Source organism: Actinopolymorpha pittospori (assembly GCF_014873875.1).
GTDB classification, from domain to species: Bacteria; Actinomycetota; Actinomycetes; order Propionibacteriales; family Actinopolymorphaceae; genus Actinopolymorpha; species Actinopolymorpha pittospori.
In genome coordinates this window covers 6323442-6342050 of the sequence record NZ_JADBEM010000001.1, presented here as the reverse complement: position 1 = coordinate 6342050, position 18609 = coordinate 6323442, and the positions used below count along the sequence as shown (strand labels likewise).

The window sequence follows — 18609 nt, the reverse complement described above, 5'->3', positions numbered from 1 at the left end:
CCGTGGACCGCACCCGTCTCGAGCCGGCCGGCAAACCGAACCTATAGTCACGGGTCGCCCGTACGGGGTCGATTCCGACCAGAATCCATCAGATGTTCGCCGAGCTGTGATCTGCGTCACCTGACGGTCAGATGCTGCTATGGATCATCGTAGTGAGGCGCCCCGTAGCCCTCGGTGGCTTTTTCCGCGTGGCCACTCCGCGCACCTTCCCGGAATTCGCTCCATATCGCGTAAAAGGGGAGGTCAGGGGTCGGTCTTCGCCAATGGGTAGCAACAGTGGGTCAGTGCGTGGTGATCTCCTACCTGACCTGCGCATCTCTGGTTAATACCTGCCACTACGACGATGGATCGTAGTTGCCGTCCCAATTGACAGTGGCACGCACGGAAGGTCCTCTGTTAGGACTGTTCAACGCCGCGCCCCTCCTTGGTGCGGTTACGACACCATTTCGCCGAGCTCCGCCCGATGGTGTCGTTTTCCACAGTTATCGCTGGGCGGAGACGGAGGACCCAATCAACAGCCCCACCGCGAGTGGGGCTCCTGGGGTGAAGCCGCATCCGCGGCCGGGCACTTCCTCTCGCCCGAACCCGACAGCTAACTCCGCGGGCGACGAGAGGGAACGGATCAGCATGCCCTACAAGGGAAAGCACCGCGGGGTGGGTCGATCCCGCCGTACCGCGAAGAAGGTCGGCACGACAGCGGCACTGACGGGTGCGGCAGTGATCGTTCCTGCCATCGGGCTCACCAGCCCGGCCCACGCCGCCACCGTCGACACCTGGACCAAGCTCGCCCAGTGTGAGAGCAGCGGCGACTGGAGCATCAACACCGGCAACAGTTTCTATGGCGGTCTGCAGTTCACCGCCTCGACCTGGCGGGAGTTCGGCGGCACGCAGTACGCCGCTCGCGCCGACCTCGCCACCAAGGCCCAGCAGATCGCGACGGCGGAGAAGGTCCTCTCGGAGCAGGGCTGGGGCGCGTGGCCGACGTGCTCGGCGAAGCTCGGCCTCGGCGAGGCCGACAAGGCCGGAGACGCGGGCGCCGCACCGGCCATCGCGAAGACCACCAAGGTCGCTGACACCGGCAAGGCGACGGCGCCCAAGGGCGCACCGGCACGCAAGCTGGCGCCCGGTACGGCCTACACCGTCGCCGCAGGCGACACCCTGGCCAAGATCGCGACCGCGCACCAGGTCGACGGCGGCTGGCAGGGACTGTGGAAGGTCAACCACGCGGTCATCGGCAGCGACCCGAACCTGATCCTGCCGGACCAGAAGCTGCGGCTGGAGGGTGCGGCCACTGCCACCAAGGCGGCGCCCAAGGCGAAGAGCGCGCCGGCGAGCACCAAGGCGGCGCCGGCCAAGGCGACCACCGCGAAGGGCTGGGTCCTCCCGCTCGAGTCGTACCACCTCACCGCTCGGTTCGCGCAGAGCGGCAGCCACTGGGGCTCGTCCCACCACGGCCTGGACTTCGCGGCGCCCACCGGCACGCCGATCCACGCGGTCGGAGCGGGCGAGATCATCGCCGCTGGTTGGGACGGTGCCTACGGCAACCGGATCGAGGTCCGCCACGCTGACGGCACGGTCACGCTGTACGGCCACATGTCGCGCTTCGCCCGCACCTCCGGTTCGGTCGACGCGGGCACCGTGATCGGGTACGTCGGTGCGACCGGCAACGCCACCGGACCGCACGTGCACCTCGAGGTGCGCCCGCACGGTGGCGGCCTCGACGACTCGGTCGACCCGTTCACCTGGCTGACCGCCAAGGGGCTCAAGCCCTGAGCGGGTGAGACTCCCCCACACCGGGGCGGTTCGGGTAGGCGTTTCTCCTACCTGAACCGCCCTTTCGCTGTCGTGGCCCCCGAAGCCGGACCGCTACCTCCTGCTGGCGACGGCGAAGAAGCGTTCGGGCGGGTCGTCATAGGTTTCGAGCTCCCACCCCACGACGGCCATCGAGCGGCGCAGGGGACCTTCGGCGAGCGCGTCGTCGGGCCGGAGGGTACGGCCGTGCCGGGCGGCGAGCGCGGCCCGTCCGGAGGGATGGAAGAGCACCAACCTGCCACCGGAACGCGTCACCCGCGCGAGTTCGGCCAGCCCCGTCTCGGTGGAGGGCAGGTGCATGAGGAGCCCGGCCGCGAAGACCGCGTCGGCGGCCCCGTCCGGGAGCGGCAGCCGTCGTGCGTCCGCGAGCACCAGCGCGGCCTGTCGAGCACGGCCGTAGCTCTTTGCGACGGCGAGCATCTGCGGCGTGAGATCCAGGCCGATCACACTGCCCTCTGACCCGACCGCCTCGCGGAGCGCGGGTAGCGCGCGGCCGGTGCCACAACCGACGTCGACGACGACACCGCCGTACGGCAGGTCCGCTTCGACGACCGCCGCCGCGTAGGCGGGCATGTTGTCGCCGAACTTCGTGTCCCACGTAGCCGCGCGCGCCGCGAAGAAGGCGCGGTTCTCCGCGACGTACCAGCGATCATGGCCGGCCAGGTGAGGCGCCAGATGGCGAATCACCGGCCAGTTCGGGTCCTGCAGGTCCACTACGACGTCCGCGTCGTGTCCGTGGTCGCCGCGGGACAGGTCGTCACCGGGCGAAGGACGCAACCAGACCAGCAGATCGCATCGGCCGCCCGGTGGTGCCGCCCGCCAGTGCGCTCCGTCGGCGATCGCGACGGTCTGCGCGGTGTGCTCCGCCGACCACCCGTCCGCGGTCGCCGGCGCGTCCTCGGCCAGGCGGACACACGGGCGCCCGGTGCCGCGCACGGTGGCCGCGAGCCGGTCGGCGAGCAGCCTCGTGCGCCCCTCGGCGCCGTCCACCACCACGCTCACCCGACCCGGCGGCACGGTGCCGGCCAGGCAGTCCAGAACCTCAGCCCACCGGTCTTCCTGTTCGTCGGTCGTCGCGGGCCAGACCGACACTGGCGCTACGTCACCAGCCATGCACACATCATGCAGATGCGAGGCTTCCATAGGTATCACCTCCTGGGAAATACAAGGCTGCACGGTAGTTCGCCCTCGCAGCTGCGACACCGCTCGCTAGGGTGTCGGCGTGACGCTGTTCCGGATCAGTGAGGCCGCCGAACTGCTGGGAGTGAGCCCCGACACCGTCCGTCGTTGGGTCGACGCGGGGCGTCTCACCGCCGCTCGGGACGAGCACGGGCATCGGGTGATCGAGGGCGTCGACCTCGCGGCGTTCGCGCGGACGCAGGCGAGCGAGCACGAGCGATCCGACATCTCCTCGGCACGCAACCGACTGCGCGGCATCGTCACAGCCGTCGCCAAAGACACCGTGATGGCGCAGGTCGACATCCAGGCCGGCCCGTTCCGTGTGGTCTCACTGATGAGCCGGGAGGCGGTCGACGAACTCGACCTGCAGGTCGGTTCAGTGGCCGTCGCCGTGATCAAGTCGACCACGGTCGTCGTGGAGCGCTCCACACCGACCGCTGCCAACAAAGGAAGGACCAGCTCGTGAGAGCCCGTTGGATCCGCGCAGCCCCGGTCGGGCTGACCACCCTCGCCCTGGTGGGCCTGTCTGGTTGCGGCGGTGACAGCCCGGACACCTCCGCCACCCCTACCGCCGAAACCACGGCAAGCCCGTCCCCGAGCAGCGCCAAGGTGACCGGGACGGTCACCGTGTTCGCCGCCGCCTCCCTCACCGAATCCTTTGAGAAGATCGGCAAGGAGTTCGAGGCGGCCAACCCCGGATCGAAGGTGACGTTCAACTTCGCCGGAAGCTCCGCCCTCGCCACCCAGATCAACCAGGGCGCACCCGCGGACGTGTTCGCCTCCGCCGCGCCGGCGAACATGAAGACGGTCACCGACGAGGGCAACGCCGACGGCACGCCGACCACCTTCGTGAAGAACCAGCTCGTCATCGCGGTACCCAAGAACAACCCCGCGGGGGTCACGGGGCTCTCCGACCTGACCAAGCCGGGCGTGAAGGTCGCGTTGTGCGCGGAGCAGGTGCCCTGTGGCGCAGCCGCCCAGAAGGCCCTGTCCGCGGCCGACGTCAAGGTCACGCCGGTGACTCTCGAGCAGGACGTCAAGAGCGCCTTGTCGAAGGTGAAGCTGGGCGAGGTCGACGCGGCGCTGGTCTACCGCACCGACGTCAAGTCGGCCGCCTCCGACGTCGACGGGGTGGAGTTTCCGGAGTCAGCGGACGCCATCAACGACTACCCCATCGTCGTCCTGAAGGACGCCCCCAACAAGGCCGGTGGCCAGGCGTTCATCGACTACGTGTTGTCCCAGAAGGGCGAGAGCGCCCTCACCCAGGCCGGCTTCCAGGCGCCGTAGTCGGTGTCTCTCGTCGACGAGCCGGACACGGCGGAGCGGTCGCGCAACCCCGCGCCGCTCCGCCGCCGGGCGCGCGCCGGACAGGTTCCGATCGCACTCCTCCTCCTGGCCGCCCTCGGGATGGCCTTCCTCGTACTCCCACTGATCGGCCTGGTGGTCGGAGCACCATGGACCACCCTGCCGAGCCGACTCGCCGAACCCGCGGTGCTCACCGCACTGCGCCTGTCCCTGCTGTGCGCGACCCTCGCGACCCTGCTCTGCCTCGCGCTGGGCGTACCCCTCGCGTGGCTACTGGCCCGCGTCGACTTTCCCGGGCGACGCATCGTCCGTGCCCTCGTCACCGTTCCCCTCGTCCTCCCGCCCGTCGTCGGCGGAGTGGCGCTCCTGCTCGTCTTCGGCCGTAGGGGGCTGGTGGGCTCCTGGCTCGACTCCACGTTCGGCATCACCCTCCCCTTCACCACCGCCGGCGTGGTGCTCGCCGAGGCGTTCGTCGCGATGCCGTTCCTCGTGATCGCGGTGGAGGGTGCCCTGCGCGGCGCCGACACCCGTTACGAGGAAGCCGCCGCCACCCTCGGCGCCGGGCGCTGGACCACCTTCACCCGCGTGACACTCCCGCTGGTGGCCCCCGGGATCGCGGCCGGTGGCGGTTGTGCTGGGCCCGCGCACTGGGCGAGTTCGGAGCCACCATCACCTTCGCTGGTAACTATCCTGGCCGTACGCAGACCATGCCCCTCGCGGTCTACCTCGCACTGGAGACCGACCTGCAGGCCGCGATCGTGCTCAGCCTCATCCTGCTCGTCGTGTCCGTGGCGATCCTCGCCAGCCTGCGCGACCGCTGGATCACCAGCCCATGAACGCCGCCGAGGCCACCACGATGCTCGACGCCCACCTGGGTATCGAACGCGGCACCTTCCGGCTCGACCTCACGCTCCGCATCGCGGCGGGTGAGGTCGTCGCACTTCTCGGACCGAACGGCGCCGGGAAGACGACCGCGTTGCGCGCCCTCGCCGGCCTGCAGCCGCTCACCGCAGGGCACGTCCAGCTGGACGGTCAGGAACTCGACCGGCCCGAGAAGCGGCTCAGAACGCCCACCGAACGACGCCCGATCGGCGTCGTCTTCCAGGACTATCTGCTGTTCCCCCATCTGAGCGCCCTCGACAACGTGGCATTCGGACTACGCCGGCATGGTCTCGACCGGCGCCACGCCCGCAAGGAGGCGAGCGCACTGCTCGCCCGCGTCGGACTCGCCGAGCACGCCAAGGCCAAGCCCCGGCACCTGTCCGGGGGCCAGGCCCAACGCGTCGCCCTCGCCCGTGCCCTCGCCGTCAACCCCGCGTTGCTGCTCCTCGACGAGCCGCTCGCGGCTCTTGACGCCCGAACCCGGTTGGACACCCGTGCCGAGCTCCACCGGCATCTCGCCGACCACCCGGGAGCGACCCTGCTCGTCACCCACGACCCGCTGGACGCCCTCGTCCTCGCGGACCGACTCGTCATCATCGAGGACGGCAGGATGGTGCAGGACGGCGACGCCGCCACCATCACCGCGCAGCCGCGCACCGACTACGTCGCGCGCCTCGTCGGGCTCAACCTCTACCGCGGCCAGGCCGACGGCCAGCTCGTCCGGATCTCGGAGGAACTCAGCCTGACAGTCGCCGACCGAGTACACGGTGACACCTTCGTCGCCTTCCGGCCCTCGGCGGTGGCGCTGCACCCGAAGCGCCCCGACGGCAGTCCCCGTAACACCTGGGCGGCCACCATCACCGGCATCCAGCGCCACGGCGACAACCTGCGCGTCCAACTCGACGGTCCCGTCGTCGCCGCCGCCGACATCACACCCGCCGCCGCGGCCCAGCTGGAACTGGCCTCGGGGCAGACGGTCTGGGCGGCCGTGAAGGCGAACGAGACGCGCGCCTACCCCGCGGGCTGACACCCGGGCGACCCGAACTCTCAGGCCGGCGGGTTGACCTGCATGTGCAGGCGGATCGTCGTCCCGCTCGACTGCGGGCTGATCTGGACGAGGTCGCAGAGTGCGTTGACGCGGAGCAGACCGTGGCCGTGCTCGGCGTCCGGGTCGGCGGGCCGCCGTCCGATCAGCGGGTCGTCGACGTGTCCCCGGTCGCGCACCTCGCAGATGATGGCGCCGTCCTGCGCCCACAGCCGGACCGTACTGGGCCCCTCGGCATGTCTGAGGGCGTTGTCCGCGATCTCGGTGATCGCCTCCTCCAACTCCTCCTGACGTCGCCGCGTCATCCGGTTGTGGGCGGCGTGCCCGGCCACGAACGCGAGCAGCAAAGGAACGTTCGTCCCGTGGTAGATCACGATCTCGGTGAGGTAGTCGGCGACCGGCTCGGGGAACGGCTCGAGACACGTACTGGCGACGGTGAGCGGATCGGCGAAGGCGTGGCTGGTCCACGGCGCCCCACCCCCGGTGACAGCGGTCGGATGACAGCGCAGGGCAGAGACGATGTCGGCGGGGTCCAGGGAGGAGATGTCGTACGGACACATCATCGTCGTCGCGGGGAGGAAGTCGACGACGTTGGTGAGCGCTTCGTTCTGGATCGCCGTGAGCTTGGCCGCCCTGGACCGCTCCGGCCAGACCCACTCACAGATGATCCGGACGTGCCGATGGGGGTGCTTGGCGAGAAACGGGCAGATCAGGTCCGGTATGACGCGGTTCGGGTTCTTCGCCTCCGCGGTGGAGTCGACGAACGTGACCCGTGGCGCGTCCACGTCGGAGAGGTAACCGTGCAGCACCTCGATCTTGTCAGGAGTCTCCGCGACCAGCACCGGCTCGCCATGGCGTACGCCGTCGAGCACGAAGGGAAGCGCTCCCTGCACGAATGCGGGCAGGTCGGAGTAGAGAAGAGCCTCGTGTACAAGAGACCCCCCGCCCTTGCCCATCGTCTCGTCCAAAGTTCCCAGCCAACCGCAAAGTACTTTGAGTGCTCAATAAGAGCACGCGATCTCGGGGAGACCAAACGGGCTTCCGGCAGGTGAGCCGGCCGAACCGACGGCCAGTCCGGCCGCGCTCCGGAGGGTTCTGCGCGGTATGCCGGGAGCGGGCGCGACCCCGAAGGCTTCTCGAGCGGGACCTGGCCCGGACGCGGCTCGCACATGGCTCGGGTACGGACGGGTATCAGGTGGTCATGAGCGAGCACTTCGATGCGATCGTGGTCGGGCTGGGTCCGGGCGGGGAGACCGTCGCCAAGAGGCTCATCGCGGCGGGCAAACGCGTCGCCGTGGTGGAGAAGGAACTGATCGGCGGAGAGTGCCCCTACTGGGCGTGCATGCCGTCCAAGGCACTGCTGCGGCCCGTCGAGGCCCGGGCCGAAGCATCGCAGGCGGCCGGCGTCGACAAGCCCCGGCTGGACTGGGCGAAGGTGAGTGAATGGCGGGACTTCATCGTCCGTCACCACGACGACTCCGCCCAGGTCGAGAGCTACCGCGCGAGCGGCGCGACCGTCATCAAGGGCGAGGGCCGGATGGTGGGCCCAGGCCGCGTGAGCGTCGACGGTGACGAGATCAGCGGTGACGACGTCATCTTCGGCACCGGATCCCGTCAGGGCCGACCCGAGGTCGAAGGGCTCGACGACGTCACGGTGTGGACCAACCGGGAGGCCACCAGCCTGAAGGAGATCCCTGAGCGGGTGCTCATCATCGGTGGCAGCGCAGTCGGCGTCGAGATGGGCACCTTCCTCCGCAGGATGGGTAGTCAGGTCACCATCGTCCAACGCGGACCGCGACTCCTGGGCCGGGAGGACCCCGAACTCGGTGAACTCGTCGGCGACAACATCCGCGCGGACGGTGTCGACCTTCGGCTCAACTGTCAGGCCCGCGGGGCCCGCCGCAACGGCTCCGACTCCGTGGTCGAACTGGACGACGGCAGCAGCGTGAGCGTCGACGTGGTTCTGCTCGCGTCCGGGCGCACCCTGACCACCGACCTCGGCTTCGAGGCGGCCGGTGTGAAGCTCGGACATCGCCGTGAGGTCCCGGTGGACCAGCACTGCCGGGTCGGCCCGGGCCTGTGGGCCGTCGGCGACATCACCGGTGTGGCCCTCTTCACCCACACGGCGCTCTACCAGGGGCGCGTCGTCGCCGACAACATCCTCGGCAAGCCGCACGCCGCCGACTACACGGGCATACCCAGGGTCGTGTTCGGAGAGCCCGAGATCGCCGCGGTCGGGCTGACCACGGAGGCTGCCCGCCACCAGGGCATTGACGTCGCGACGTCGCAGATCGACCTGCGGGACGCTATCTCCCGGCCCTGGACCTACGAGACCGACCCGCATGGAACGTTGCGGCTCATCGCCGATCGTCAACGACGGACTCTCGTCGGGGCGTGGGCGATGTCGCCACTGTCGGGCGAGTGGATCCACGCCGCGGCGCTGGCCATCCGAGCCCAGCTGCCGATCGACGCGCTGCTCGACGGAATCGCGCAGTTCCCCACCTACAGCGAGGCGTACTACGAAGCGGCCGCAACTCTCGACCTGTGAAGCCGCCGACCTGGATGGGGGTTGATCGGTGATCGACGGACGTCGTCGGCCGAGGATCGTCGTGGTGGGGGCGGGCTTCGCCGGCTACCACGCCGTCCGTCGGCTCGTCCGCCTCGCCCGCGGCCGGGCCGAGATCGTGGTGGTCAACCCGAACGACTACTTCCTCTATCTGCCTCTCCTCCCAGAGGTGGCGGCCGGCATCACCGACCCACGCCGTGTCGCCGTCCCCCTCGCCACCCTCCGCGGTGTTCGGTTGGTCCTCGGCTCAGTCGACCATGTCGAACTCGATGCCAGAAGACTGCTCGTCACCGACGTCGAGGGCCGTGAGACCCGGCTCGACTACGACCGCCTCGTCCTCGCGCCGGGCAGTGTCAACAAGCTGTTGCCAGTCCCGGGAGTGAGCGAACACGCACACGGGTTTCGCAGCATCGCCGAGGCGCTCTACCTACGGGATCACCTGACCCGTCAGCTCGAGTTCGCCGACGTCAGCAACGACCTCGACGAACGCCGGGCGCGCTGCACGTTCGTGGTCGTCGGCGCCGGCTACACCGGAACCGAGGTCGCCGCGCAGGGACAGCTGTTCACCCACCAGATCGCCACGCACCGAAGTGGTCTGCGGCACCAGCCGATCCGCTGGATGCTGGCGGAGGTCGCCGAGCGGGTACTTCCCGAGCTCGACCCGCGACTCTCCCATACCGCCGATCGCGTTCTGCGGGCGCGCGGAGTCGACGTGCGTACGGGCACCTCCGTCGCGGAGGCGACCGCGGAGGGCGTCCGGCTCTCCGACGGTGAGTTCGTGCCCACCAGGACGCTGGTCTGGTGCGTGGGAGTGAGACCGGATCCGCTCATCGATGGGCTCGGCCTCCCCACCGAGAAGGGCCGCCTCGTCGTCAACGAGTTCCTGCGGGTGGAGAGCCGGCCGGAAGTCTTCGCCTGCGGCGACGCCGCCGCCGTCCCCGACCTCACCCGACCCGGCGAGCTGACTCCCATGACCGCCCAGCATGCCCAGCGGCAGGGCAGGTGCGCCGCCGAGAACGTCGCGGCATCCTTCGGCAACGGCACCCTCCACGCCTACGAACACCATGACCTGGGATTCACCGTCGACCTCGGTGGCTTCGCCGCGGCGGCCAACCCGATCGGCGTTCCACTGTCCGGCGTCCCGGCGAAGACCATTACCCGCGGCTACCACCTCGCGTCCATTCCGTCGAACCGACTCCGGCTGGCGACGGACTGGCTGCTCGACTCGGTTCTGCGGCGCCAGGTCGTCGAGCTCGGCCTCGTCCGCAGCGGCTCCGTCCCGTTGGACTCCAGCCGCCCGAATCGGACGACACGGTAGGCGGGGTACAGCGCGGCGGACATCTGTCCGACGGAAGGCGTCGGAGCTCACACCCCACGCACGCACCACTGGGTTGGCGCCGTTTCACATCGGACTCTTCCCCATCGATCTGGACAGTTCGGCCGCGGAGCTTCCCGGGCACGTCCCGTCGGCTGGTTGCGAACGAGCCTCGCCAGGGTAGGTATCGGCTGGTGGGCATGGTCTGGTGACCGACGGCCCTCGCTGTGGCGCTTCCAGGTATGTGTTCCTCGAGCACCACCGCCGCCAGGCCGGCGCCCACGGTGGCCCGAGGCGAAGGGACCAGCCGAGATGAGCAGCGAGCTCGAACCTCGCGGCGGGCAGGAGCTCCCCGACACCACCGGCGCGGGCGACCCGGTCCCTGATCCTGGCCTGCCGGTACACGACCCGCGGATCACCGACGTCGACGAGCGGGCGGCAAAACGTGCCGAGCGCCAGGTCGCCACGATGTTCGGACTGGCTACGCTGTTCCTGATCGCCTTCGTCGTCGTGTACATCGCCGTACCGAAAGATGCGACGTTCGCCGGTGTCGGTGGTTCGAACCTCGCGCTGGGTGCCAGCCTCGGCGTCGCGCTGCTGCTGATCGGCGCCGGCCTGGTCCAGTGGGCGCGCCGGTTGATGGACAACCACGAGGTGGTGGAGGAACGCCACAGCGCCGCGTCCTCCCCCGCCGACCGAACCGCGGCGATCGGGGCGCTACGGCAGGGCGCCGCGGAGTCCCAGATCGGTCGGCGCAAGGTGCTGGTGCGCGCGCTCGCCGGTGCACTCACCCTGTTGGGCGTACCCGTGATCATCCTGCTCGGCGACCTCGGACCACTTCCCGGAACCGCGTTGGAGCACACGATCTGGCGGCGAGGTACCCGGGTGGTCAACGACGTCACCTTCCGGCCGCTCCGTCCTGAGGACATCCACCTCGGTGCGATCGTCAACGCCGTACCTGCGTCCATCGTCGACCTCCCCGAAGGTCGCGCGCGCAACAACGCCCTGGCGAAGGCCGCGGTGTTCCTGGTCCGCATGGAGGAAGGCGACATCCACTCGCTCCCCAGTCGGCGTTCCTGGGGTGTGAGTGGCATCCTCTGCTTCTCCAAGATCTGCACCCACGTCGGCTGTGTCGTCAACCTGTGGGAGCAACTCACCCACCAGTTGCTGTGCCCGTGCCACCAGTCGACGTTCGACCTGTCCAACAACGGGCGGGTGGTCTTCGGCCCGGCAGCTCGTTCCCTGCCCCAGCTGCCGATCATGGTCGACTCCGAGGGCTTCCTGGTGGCACAGAGCGACTTCCCGCAGCCTGTCGGACCGAGTTTCTGGGAACGCGGATGAGCGGCGACGGCGCCCCCAAGGCGATCACCAGGCCTCTGGACTACCTGGACCAGCGGCTCGGCCTCGCCAAGCTGGGCAAGCACCTCCGCAAGATCTTTCCCGACCACTGGTCGTTCCTGCTCGGCGAGATCGCGCTCTACACGTTCATCATCCTGATCCTCACCGGCATCTTCCTCACCCTGTGGTACAAGCCGAGCATGGAGGAGGTCATCTACAACGGCAGCTATCCGCTGCTGCGAGGCCGGTCGGTCTCGGAGGCCTACGCGTCGACGATCGACATCTCCTTCGACGTACGCGGCGGGCTGTTGATGCGGCAGATCCACCACTGGTCGGCGAACGTCTTCGCGGCCGCGATCCTTCTGCACATGCTGCGGAACTTCTTCACCGGAGCGTTCCGGAAACCGCGTGAGATCAACTGGATCATCGGGAGCCTTCTCCTGCAGCTCGCCCTGATCGAGGGCTTCACCGGCTACTCACTGCCCGACGACCTGCTCTCCGGAACCGGCCTGCGCTTCGTCGAGGGGTTGCTCCTCTCGATCCCGATCGTCGGGACCTACCTCACCTTCTTCATCTTCGGCGGGGAGTATCCAGGCGACGACCTCATCTCACGGCTGTATCCGGTCCACATCCTGCTGCTTCCCGGCCTGCTCCTGGCGTTGATCACCATCCACCTCGCCCTGCTCGTCTACCACAAGCACACGCAGTTGCCCGGCCCCGGCCGAACGAACACGAACGTCGTCGGGGCGCCGCTCATGCCGATCTACATGGCGAAGGCGGGTGGCTACTTCTTCCTGACCTTCGGCGTGATGGTCGCGATGGCGGCGATCCTGCAGGTCAACCCGGTCTGGATCTACGGCCCGTACCATCCGAACCAGATCGGAGCCGGTACCCAGCCGGACTGGTATCTCGGCTGGGTCGAGGGTGGGCTACGCATCATGCCCAACTGGGAGACCCGTGTCGCGGGAATCACTGTGAGCTGGAACGTCTTCATTCCCGGATTCGGGTGGCTCGGTCTGCTCGCGCTCATCCTCGGTATCTATCCGTTCATCGAACGCTGGATCACCGGCGACGACCGGGAGCACCACATCCTCGACCGGGCGCGTAACCAACCCACGCGTACGGCGCTGGGTGTGGCGGCCATCTCGGTCTTCGGTCTGCTGTGGATCGGCGGCGGCAACGACATCATCGCCACGACGTTCCACCTCGCGCTCGAGGACATCACGGTGTTCATCCGGGTCGCGATCTTCGTCGTACCCGTCATCCTGTTCATGGTCACCAAGCGAATATGTATCGGTATGCAGCGCCGCGATCGAGAAACACTGATCCATGGCGTCGAGAGCGGCGCCGTCGTACGGCTTCCGAACGGCGAGTTCATCGAGGTGCACAAGAAGCTGTCCCCCGACGACGCTTACGTCCTCTCCTCCCACGAGCGGACAACACCTCTCGAAGTGCCCCCACGGACCGACAAGGAAGGTCGGGAACGCCCGGGATGGCGGAAGCTTCGGCTGCGCGCGCGCATCTCGCGTTTCTGGGTCGGTGACGACGCGCAGAAGCCGACCCTGCAGGAGTACGAGTCCGCCCATGAGCACGGTCGCGGTCACGGCGAGATCGAAGCCGACGAACCCGACCGCACCAAGGAACTCTGAGCACGACGTTCGGTGCCGCGCCGCCTGGTTGGAAGGAAGCCGCCGACACCCACGCGAACTGGACCGGCGGGCACCCGGTGGATGGTGCCGAAGAGGTACTTCGAGCCGTCCGCGATCTTGCGCATGGGGTTCGGGTGGGCATACGTCCGCCGGTCCTGACCCTTCAGCGGCCGGGACTGGGCGCGGTACGAGCGGCTGGGCAACGTCGCGTACGACCGCGCGCTGGAGCCCGGGGACCAGGAAGGGTCAGACGGAACGCCGTACCGTGCAAGACGATCTGCCGGGGGCGTCGTGGCTGGGCCACCCTGGCAGCGCGAGACGCGGAGCTCGCGTCCGGAAGCGGATCACCCGAAGCGATGCCCAGGGTGAAGGGGTCGGCAGCGCGTCCGCCTAGGCGACACGTCTGTTCATCGCCGGATCAGGGTTGCGTCGTCGGGGCGGATGGCGTTCTGGTACGGGTCGATCCAGGGCGGCGGGAGGTATTCGGGGTGGCCGTTGTCGCTCATGCGGACGGTCCAGCCTTGGGTGTGGATGACGGTGTGGTGGTGTTGGCAGAGGAGGACGCCGTTGTTGAGGTCGGTTGCTCCTCCGTCTACCCAGTGTTTTATGTGATGCGCTTCGGTCCACTTCTCGGGTCGTCTGCAGTCGGGGAAGTGGCAGAAGTAGCCGTCCCGTTCGGCGAGTGCGTGTCGTTGGGAGTACGTGAACAGCCTGGTCCCCCTGCCGAGGTCGAGGACGGCGCCGTCGCCCCCGAGGACCACGGGGATGATCTCGGCGTCGCACGCCAGCTGCCGCACCAGCGTGGCTGACAACGGCGGCCCCGTGATCCGATAGCCGATCATCGCCTGTCCAACGCTCCCGCCGCCCTCGTCGCCCTGGGTCCTCACCTTCAGATGCGCGGGTCCGGAGTCAGTGAGCACGGAGTTGAGGGTGCCGTACCCGAGTTTGTTGGCGAGGTCGTCGTGGTTCATCGTCACGGTGAGGCGTGGCCGTGTGCCGCCGCGGATGGGTGCGTCGACGGCTGCCTGGGCCAGGGCGACGAGTTCGGCGAAGGCGTCCGCCGGACGCCGCTCGCCGCTGCGCAGGTCCGGCCCATCAGGACCGCTGGGACGCGGACGAGCCAGCGGATCAAGGAGCGCCTGCAGGATCGCGAGGGTAGGCAGGTCGAGGCGCAGGAACATGGTGCCCATCCCATCCCGCACCGGACCGAAGCTCAACGTCCTGCTCTCCCGGGCGCGGCGTTCCTGCTCTTCCAGTTGCTTCCCGATCCGACGTTCGGCGTCCTCGGGTGCGATCACTTCGTAGAGGTGTTTGCCGGCCTTGTCCAAGTCATCGACATCGAGAGCCTGCGCGCTGTCGAGCAGAAAAGCTTCCGCCTCCGCCCGTACGGCGGCGTCGACGTCGTTGGGGAGGCCACGTGTCGCGCGTTCGATGACCTGCGCCTGACCCAACGAGATCTCACCCTCGCCAAGAGCACGACCGGTCGCGCGGAGCGTCTGGTCCAGCGCCTTCGCGAGCCGAACTGACACCGACGCCTCACGGCGACCCATCCGCGTCACCTGCCGCACCCAGCCCGCCGTGTTGGCGGCACCGGTCAACTTCCTGACCTCGTTCAGCTCGCCCTGCCGCGTCAACGACAACCGTAACGACGCCAGCTTCGCCTCGCACACAGCGAGTTGCCGCAACGCCCCTTCGTACTGATCCAGCGGCAACGACAACGTTGGACACTGGATCGCACCGTCGAGCTGCTCACCCACACCAGCAAGCCAAGCCAGCAACGGATGCGCGAAGCCCGCATCCCCGCTGGCACTGCCGGTGTCGATGTCCATGACCAAACGCTAGACCCGACCACCGACAACAACCCCAGTAAAACAAGGAGATTCCGAGCTCACCAGCGAAGGGTCTCCTGACAACTTTCCATCAGGTTCGACGGCACCACAGGTGCGAGGTGGCGCGATCTCCGCCAGGCATGATCTACGCTTCGTTCGTGCGACTGGCGGGCGTCGATCTCGTGAAGTGGCCCGACCGACCGCATCGACGCGTCGACGGCCTCCGCCTGGGCGAGGACGCCTACGGGGTCTGGATCGGTGTTCCGTCCGACTCGCGGTCCGCGACCAAGGATTCGGCGAAGCCGATCCCGTACGTCTGTGTCATCCCCCGCAACCAGTGGTGGATGGGACGCCACTTCACTGACGGCGGCTGGAAGCTGGACGTCACGACCCGCCCCGAGTGGACGGGTGACCGCGCGACCATGGCCGACCTCGACCTGGACGTTCGTCGGCTGCATGGCGAGGTCTGGATCGAGGACGAGGAGGAGTTCGAGGCCAGCCTGCGTGAGGGAGGGACTCCGGGCGAGTTCGCCGGACCCGCACGAAGGACCGCCTGCGAGCTGTACGACTCGTTACGCGCGGACCGCGAACCGTTCCGCTCCGTTGGCGCCCGGTGGCTCGGCATCCTGCTGGGCGTACGTCGGTAACCTGGCCGGCCTCACCGACCAGGCGAGCCCGCGGAAGGAGCTCAGCTGTGAAGATCTTCCTGTCCAGCGATATGGAGGGCACCACCGGTGTCGTCGACTGGGGTCAGTGTCGAGCCCCGAGCCCTGAGTACGACTACTACCGAGGACTGTTGCAGGCCGAGGTCAACGCGGCCATCGACGGCGCGACGGCCGCAGGGGCCGACGAGTTTCTGGTCAACGACTCGCACTCGACGATGCAGAACCTGCGACCGGACCAACTCCATGGCGATGCGAGCTACCTGTCCGGGCGGCACAAACCGCTGTACATGATGCAGGGGCTCGACCCGACCTTCGACGCGATCTTCTTCGTCTCCTACCACGGCTCGATGAGTTCGGCGGCCTCCACGCTCTCCCACACCTACAACCCTCGTGCGATCGCCGACGTCCGCCTGAACGGCACCGTCGTGGGCGAGTCCGGCATCAACGCCCTCGTGGCCCTGGCCCACGGGGTTCCGGTGGTGCTCATCACCGGTGACCGCACCACTGCCGAGGAGGCGACGCCGATCTGCCCCGGCATCGAAACTGTCGTGGTGAAGGAGTCGGTCACCCGCTTCGCGGCTTCCTCACTTCATCCGCGACGGGCCCGCGCCCTGATCAGGGACGGCGCGCAACGCGCCCTGGAGCGCCTGCACACCTTCCGCCCACCGGCCATCACGCTTCCCGCGACGCTGACCGTCCTCTTCCGCAACGGCGACTTGGCGGAGATGGCCTGCTGGGTGCGCGGGGTGGAGCGAACGGACGAGAAGACGGTCACCATGACCGACGACGACCCGCTGCGACTGTTCCGGACGTTCATCACCACCGTGGTGCTGACGCGGGACATCGCCGAGTAGCTACGCCCACGGTCGCCGACCAGCACACCGCCGTCGCCTCCGGCCGGGACAGGTCACCCGGTGATCTTCATCCCGCGTACACGGTCGCCGTCGACGGTGAAGGCGAAGTGGCTCGGTCCGTTGAATCCCTTGCCGCCCACCTGCGCGGCGACCGTGGTCGTGTCCCCCGCCGAGGTGACGTCGGTGACGTCCAGCGTGACCTCGACACCGATGAACTCGCGGTCGGACCAGCCCTTGATCGCCTCGCGTCCGGTGAACACCCGTCCCCAGTCGTCGACGTAGCCGTCGGCGGTGAAACTGTCGAGGAACGCCTCGGTGTCATGCGCGTTGGCGGCGCGCAGGGCGCGGTTGACGGCGGGGTGCACTGCTTCGGACATCATGCCTACTTTCTCCCCTCTTGGAGGCAGACCGAACGAAGACCTGCTTCCAGCGTATGGAGGCCACGACGACCGGGGCGGAGCCACCTCGACACCCGCCGCTGGGAGCGACTCACTGACACCCCCTAAGCTCGTTGGGTGAAGGTCGCTTCCTACCAGGCCCCTTATCTTCCGTTCGGGTCCATGGACGCCGTGGGGCTCATCGCGGGGCAGATCACCGCATGCGAGGCCGAAGGCGTGGAGATCCTCTGCTGCCCCGAGTCCGTCATCGGAGGGCTGGCCCACGAATCGGATGGCCAGTCACCGTCCGACGTGGCTCTCGGTGTGGACAACGGCGAACTCCGCGATGTCGTCGCATCTCTGCTGCGTACGTCTGTCCTGGTGATCGTCGGTTTCACCGAGCGTGACACCGGGGGCGCCCTCTACAGTTCGGCGGCGGTCCTCGCCGACGGTCAGGTCGCGGCAATCCACCGGAAGGTCTATCCCGGGTACCGGACCGTGATCCGCGCCGGGGAACACCTGCCTGTCTTCCGGCACGGCTCGACGCCGTTCGGGATCATCATCTGCAACGACATCTGGTACGTCGAACCAGCCCGGCTCCTGGCCGCCGGAGGTGCCGCGCTGCTCTTCGTGCCGACCAACGGCGGGCACCTCCGAGCACCTTCGGCTGGGTTCCGGGCACGAGGCGACAACCTCCCGATAGCCCGTGCCGTGGAGAACTCCACGACGGTTGTCGTCGCCGACGTGGCGGGACGACAGGGTGAGCGGTTCTCCTACGGCTCCTCTGCCATCGTCGATCCCGACGGGATCGTGCTCGCCAAGGCCGCCTCCTCGACCGAGACGCTCCTCGTCGCCGACGTCGAGCCGAACCGGCGGATCGAGGCCGACCCCAGAGGCTGGGACGGATACACCAACCCGGCCGTCAGCCAGGCGTTTCTTCGGCTCAGCCAGTACGGCCGAGACGGGAACGACGACCGTTCGCAAGGTCTCGCTCCGGTCGACTGAGCGGTTCCTCCTAGCATTCGTCCGATGGGCTACTTCGTGAAGCGCCGCGACCCTGCGATCCCCGGTTCGATACCGGACGTGCTGGGCTCGTTCCACAGCGAGGTGCTGTTCTACCGGGAGGTCGCTCCGGTCGTAGGTGTGCGGGTGCCGGCCTGTCACCTGTCCGAGGACGGGCCAAGCGGGACCTGCCTTGTTCTCGAGGATCTCTCCACCTGGCACCCCGGGGCCGACCCGCTCGAGGCCGCCCGACTGTTGGCCGATCTGCACCGACGATGGCAGGGTCAGGCCGCCATGCGCTGGCCGTGGCTGCGCCCGGTAGGTGCCGGAGCCGATGTCGTCGGCCGGTTGTTCGACCGGACCTGGTCGGTGCTCGTCGGATGCCGCGACGTCCCTCCACCGGTGCGAAGGCTTGGCGAGCGCCTGGTCGGGAGGGTGGCTGCCGCCGCACGTGCCGAAGGAACTGCCGGCCCGGCGACTCTTCTGCATGGTGACGCGTCGCTGTCCAACTGTCGTACGTCGACCGACGCCGAGATCGCTCTCCTGGACTGGGAGGACGTGCGCGCCGGCGCCGGTGTCGCGGATCTCGCCTGGCTCCTGCTGTCCTCGGTGGAGCCCGCGCGCTGGGACGAGGTGGTCGCCGCCTACGGTCCCGCACCTGGACTCTCGACCGTGATCCCCGCGACGACGTGCCAGGCCCTGCTCAGCCTGGCGGACACGGCCACCGGGTCGGCCGAGGAGGCGGCCTGGATCAGCCGGATCACGGCGGCGGGCACCTTGCTGGCCTGACC

General features: G+C 68.5%; 17 protein-coding genes and 1 riboswitch. Of the genes, 13 read left to right on the top strand and 4 right to left on the bottom strand.

Annotation, left to right across the window (positions count from 1 at the left end; all coding sequences use genetic code 11):
* The first annotated feature begins 476 nt into the window (after positions 1 to 476).
* Positions 477 to 621, top strand: a riboswitch (cyclic di-AMP (ydaO/yuaA leader).
* Between the two features lie 6 nt (positions 622 to 627).
* Positions 628 to 1773 carry a transglycosylase family protein gene (locus HEB94_RS52795; protein ID WP_192752923.1) on the top strand — a complete coding sequence of 382 codons (1146 nt, stop codon included), beginning with the start codon at positions 628 to 630 and terminating at the stop codon, positions 1771 to 1773.
* Positions 1774 to 1866: 93 nt separating this feature from the next.
* On the opposite strand, the gene HEB94_RS29620 is transcribed toward HEB94_RS52795, so the two are convergent.
* Positions 1867 to 2925 (bottom strand): class I SAM-dependent methyltransferase, encoded by a 1059-nt coding sequence (locus HEB94_RS29620; RefSeq protein WP_192752922.1) that lies wholly within the window; start codon positions 2923 to 2925, stop codon positions 1867 to 1869.
* Positions 2926 to 3034: 109 nt separating this feature from the next.
* Here HEB94_RS29620 and HEB94_RS29615 point away from each other — a divergent pair, with 109 nt between their 5' ends.
* From HEB94_RS29615 to HEB94_RS29600, 4 genes are read left to right on the top strand one after another with little or no spacing between them, the layout of a single operon-like run.
* Positions 3035 to 3457 carry a helix-turn-helix domain-containing protein gene (locus tag HEB94_RS29615; RefSeq protein WP_192752921.1) on the top strand — a complete coding sequence of 141 codons (423 nt, stop codon included), beginning with the start codon at positions 3035 to 3037 and terminating at the stop codon, positions 3455 to 3457.
* Positions 3454 to 4278 carry a molybdate ABC transporter substrate-binding protein gene (gene modA, locus HEB94_RS29610; protein ID WP_192752920.1) on the top strand — a complete coding sequence of 275 codons (825 nt, stop codon included), beginning with the start codon at positions 3454 to 3456 and terminating at the stop codon, positions 4276 to 4278. Before HEB94_RS29615 ends, modA begins: the two co-directional genes overlap by 4 nt.
* A gap of 3 nt (positions 4279 to 4281) precedes the next feature.
* On the top strand, positions 4282 to 5226 hold the full coding sequence (locus HEB94_RS29605; protein WP_337918046.1) for an ABC transporter permease: 945 nt from the start codon (positions 4282 to 4284) through the stop codon (positions 5224 to 5226).
* Complete coding sequence (locus HEB94_RS29600; RefSeq protein ID WP_192752919.1) at positions 5129 to 6205, top strand: ABC transporter ATP-binding protein; 1077 nt, start codon at positions 5129 to 5131, stop codon at positions 6203 to 6205. The genes HEB94_RS29605 and HEB94_RS29600 overlap by 98 nt, the downstream gene beginning before the upstream one ends.
* Before the next feature lie 20 nt (positions 6206 to 6225).
* On the opposite strand, the gene HEB94_RS29595 is transcribed toward HEB94_RS29600, so the two are convergent.
* Positions 6226 to 7191: an anti-sigma factor RsbA family regulatory protein gene (locus HEB94_RS29595; protein ID WP_192752918.1), complete on the bottom strand. Its 966-nt coding sequence runs from the start codon at positions 7189 to 7191 to the stop codon at positions 6226 to 6228.
* A gap of 233 nt (positions 7192 to 7424) precedes the next feature.
* Between HEB94_RS29595 and HEB94_RS29590 the strand changes: the two genes are divergently transcribed.
* The 4 genes from HEB94_RS29590 (at position 7425) to qcrB (ending at position 13091) form a co-directional block, all read left to right on the top strand.
* Positions 7425 to 8771: a dihydrolipoyl dehydrogenase family protein gene (locus HEB94_RS29590; RefSeq protein WP_192752917.1), complete on the top strand. Its 1347-nt coding sequence runs from the start codon at positions 7425 to 7427 to the stop codon at positions 8769 to 8771.
* A 28-nt stretch (positions 8772 to 8799) separates the two neighbouring features.
* Complete coding sequence (locus HEB94_RS29585; protein ID WP_337918045.1) at positions 8800 to 10107, top strand: NAD(P)/FAD-dependent oxidoreductase; 1308 nt, start codon at positions 8800 to 8802, stop codon at positions 10105 to 10107.
* Between the two features lie 309 nt (positions 10108 to 10416).
* Positions 10417 to 11445: a cytochrome bc1 complex Rieske iron-sulfur subunit gene (gene qcrA / locus HEB94_RS29580; RefSeq protein ID WP_192752916.1), complete on the top strand. Its 1029-nt coding sequence runs from the start codon at positions 10417 to 10419 to the stop codon at positions 11443 to 11445.
* On the top strand, positions 11442 to 13091 hold the full coding sequence (gene qcrB / locus HEB94_RS29575) for a cytochrome bc1 complex cytochrome b subunit (protein ID WP_192752915.1): 1650 nt from the start codon (positions 11442 to 11444) through the stop codon (positions 13089 to 13091). The genes qcrA and qcrB overlap by 4 nt, the downstream gene beginning before the upstream one ends.
* Before the next feature lie 407 nt (positions 13092 to 13498).
* On the opposite strand, the gene HEB94_RS29570 is transcribed toward qcrB, so the two are convergent.
* Positions 13499 to 14920, bottom strand: coding sequence for an HNH endonuclease signature motif containing protein (locus HEB94_RS29570; protein ID WP_192752914.1), 1422 nt, complete (start codon positions 14918 to 14920; stop codon positions 13499 to 13501).
* A gap of 158 nt (positions 14921 to 15078) precedes the next feature.
* Here HEB94_RS29570 and HEB94_RS29565 point away from each other — a divergent pair, with 158 nt between their 5' ends.
* Entirely contained in the window at positions 15079 to 15567 is a 489-nt protein-coding gene (locus HEB94_RS29565) for a DUF402 domain-containing protein (protein ID WP_192752913.1), read from the top strand.
* A 47-nt stretch (positions 15568 to 15614) separates the two neighbouring features.
* Complete coding sequence (locus tag HEB94_RS29560) at positions 15615 to 16439, top strand: M55 family metallopeptidase (protein ID WP_192752912.1); 825 nt, start codon at positions 15615 to 15617, stop codon at positions 16437 to 16439.
* 53 nt (positions 16440 to 16492) lie between these two features.
* On the opposite strand, the gene HEB94_RS29555 is transcribed toward HEB94_RS29560, so the two are convergent.
* Positions 16493 to 16819 carry a nuclear transport factor 2 family protein gene (locus tag HEB94_RS29555; RefSeq protein WP_202896627.1) on the bottom strand — a complete coding sequence of 109 codons (327 nt, stop codon included), beginning with the start codon at positions 16817 to 16819 and terminating at the stop codon, positions 16493 to 16495.
* Positions 16820 to 16954: 135 nt separating this feature from the next.
* Between HEB94_RS29555 and HEB94_RS29550 the strand changes: the two genes are divergently transcribed.
* Entirely contained in the window at positions 16955 to 17821 is an 867-nt protein-coding gene (locus HEB94_RS29550) for a nitrilase-related carbon-nitrogen hydrolase (RefSeq protein ID WP_192752911.1), read from the top strand.
* A gap of 24 nt (positions 17822 to 17845) precedes the next feature.
* Positions 17846 to 18607: a phosphotransferase family protein gene (locus HEB94_RS29545; protein ID WP_192752910.1), complete on the top strand. Its 762-nt coding sequence runs from the start codon at positions 17846 to 17848 to the stop codon at positions 18605 to 18607.
* Positions 18608 to 18609: the final 2 nt, after the last annotated feature.

What these genes read in the sequence shown, in the direction of transcription:
- HEB94_RS29590 (WP_192752917.1), top strand. Translation starts at nt 7,425, where the DNA reads ATGAGCGAGCACTTCGATGCGATCGTGGTCGGGCTGGGTCCGGGCGGG.
- HEB94_RS29570 (WP_192752914.1), bottom strand. Translation starts at nt 14,920, where the DNA reads ATGGACATCGACACCGGCAGTGCCAGCGGGGATGCGGGCTTCGCGCAT.
- HEB94_RS29620 (WP_192752922.1), bottom strand. Translation starts at nt 2,925, where the DNA reads ATGGCTGGTGACGTAGCGCCAGTGTCGGTCTGGCCCGCGACGACCGAC.
- HEB94_RS29555 (WP_202896627.1), bottom strand. Translation starts at nt 16,819, where the DNA reads ATGATGTCCGAAGCAGTGCACCCCGCCGTCAACCGCGCCCTGCGCGCC.
- qcrA (WP_192752916.1), top strand. Translation starts at nt 10,417, where the DNA reads ATGAGCAGCGAGCTCGAACCTCGCGGCGGGCAGGAGCTCCCCGACACC.
- HEB94_RS29600 (WP_192752919.1), top strand. Translation starts at nt 5,129, where the DNA reads ATGAACGCCGCCGAGGCCACCACGATGCTCGACGCCCACCTGGGTATC.
- qcrB (WP_192752915.1), top strand. Translation starts at nt 11,442, where the DNA reads ATGAGCGGCGACGGCGCCCCCAAGGCGATCACCAGGCCTCTGGACTAC.
- HEB94_RS52795 (WP_192752923.1), top strand. Translation starts at nt 628, where the DNA reads ATGCCCTACAAGGGAAAGCACCGCGGGGTGGGTCGATCCCGCCGTACC.
- HEB94_RS29545 (WP_192752910.1), top strand. Translation starts at nt 17,846, where the DNA reads ATGGGCTACTTCGTGAAGCGCCGCGACCCTGCGATCCCCGGTTCGATA.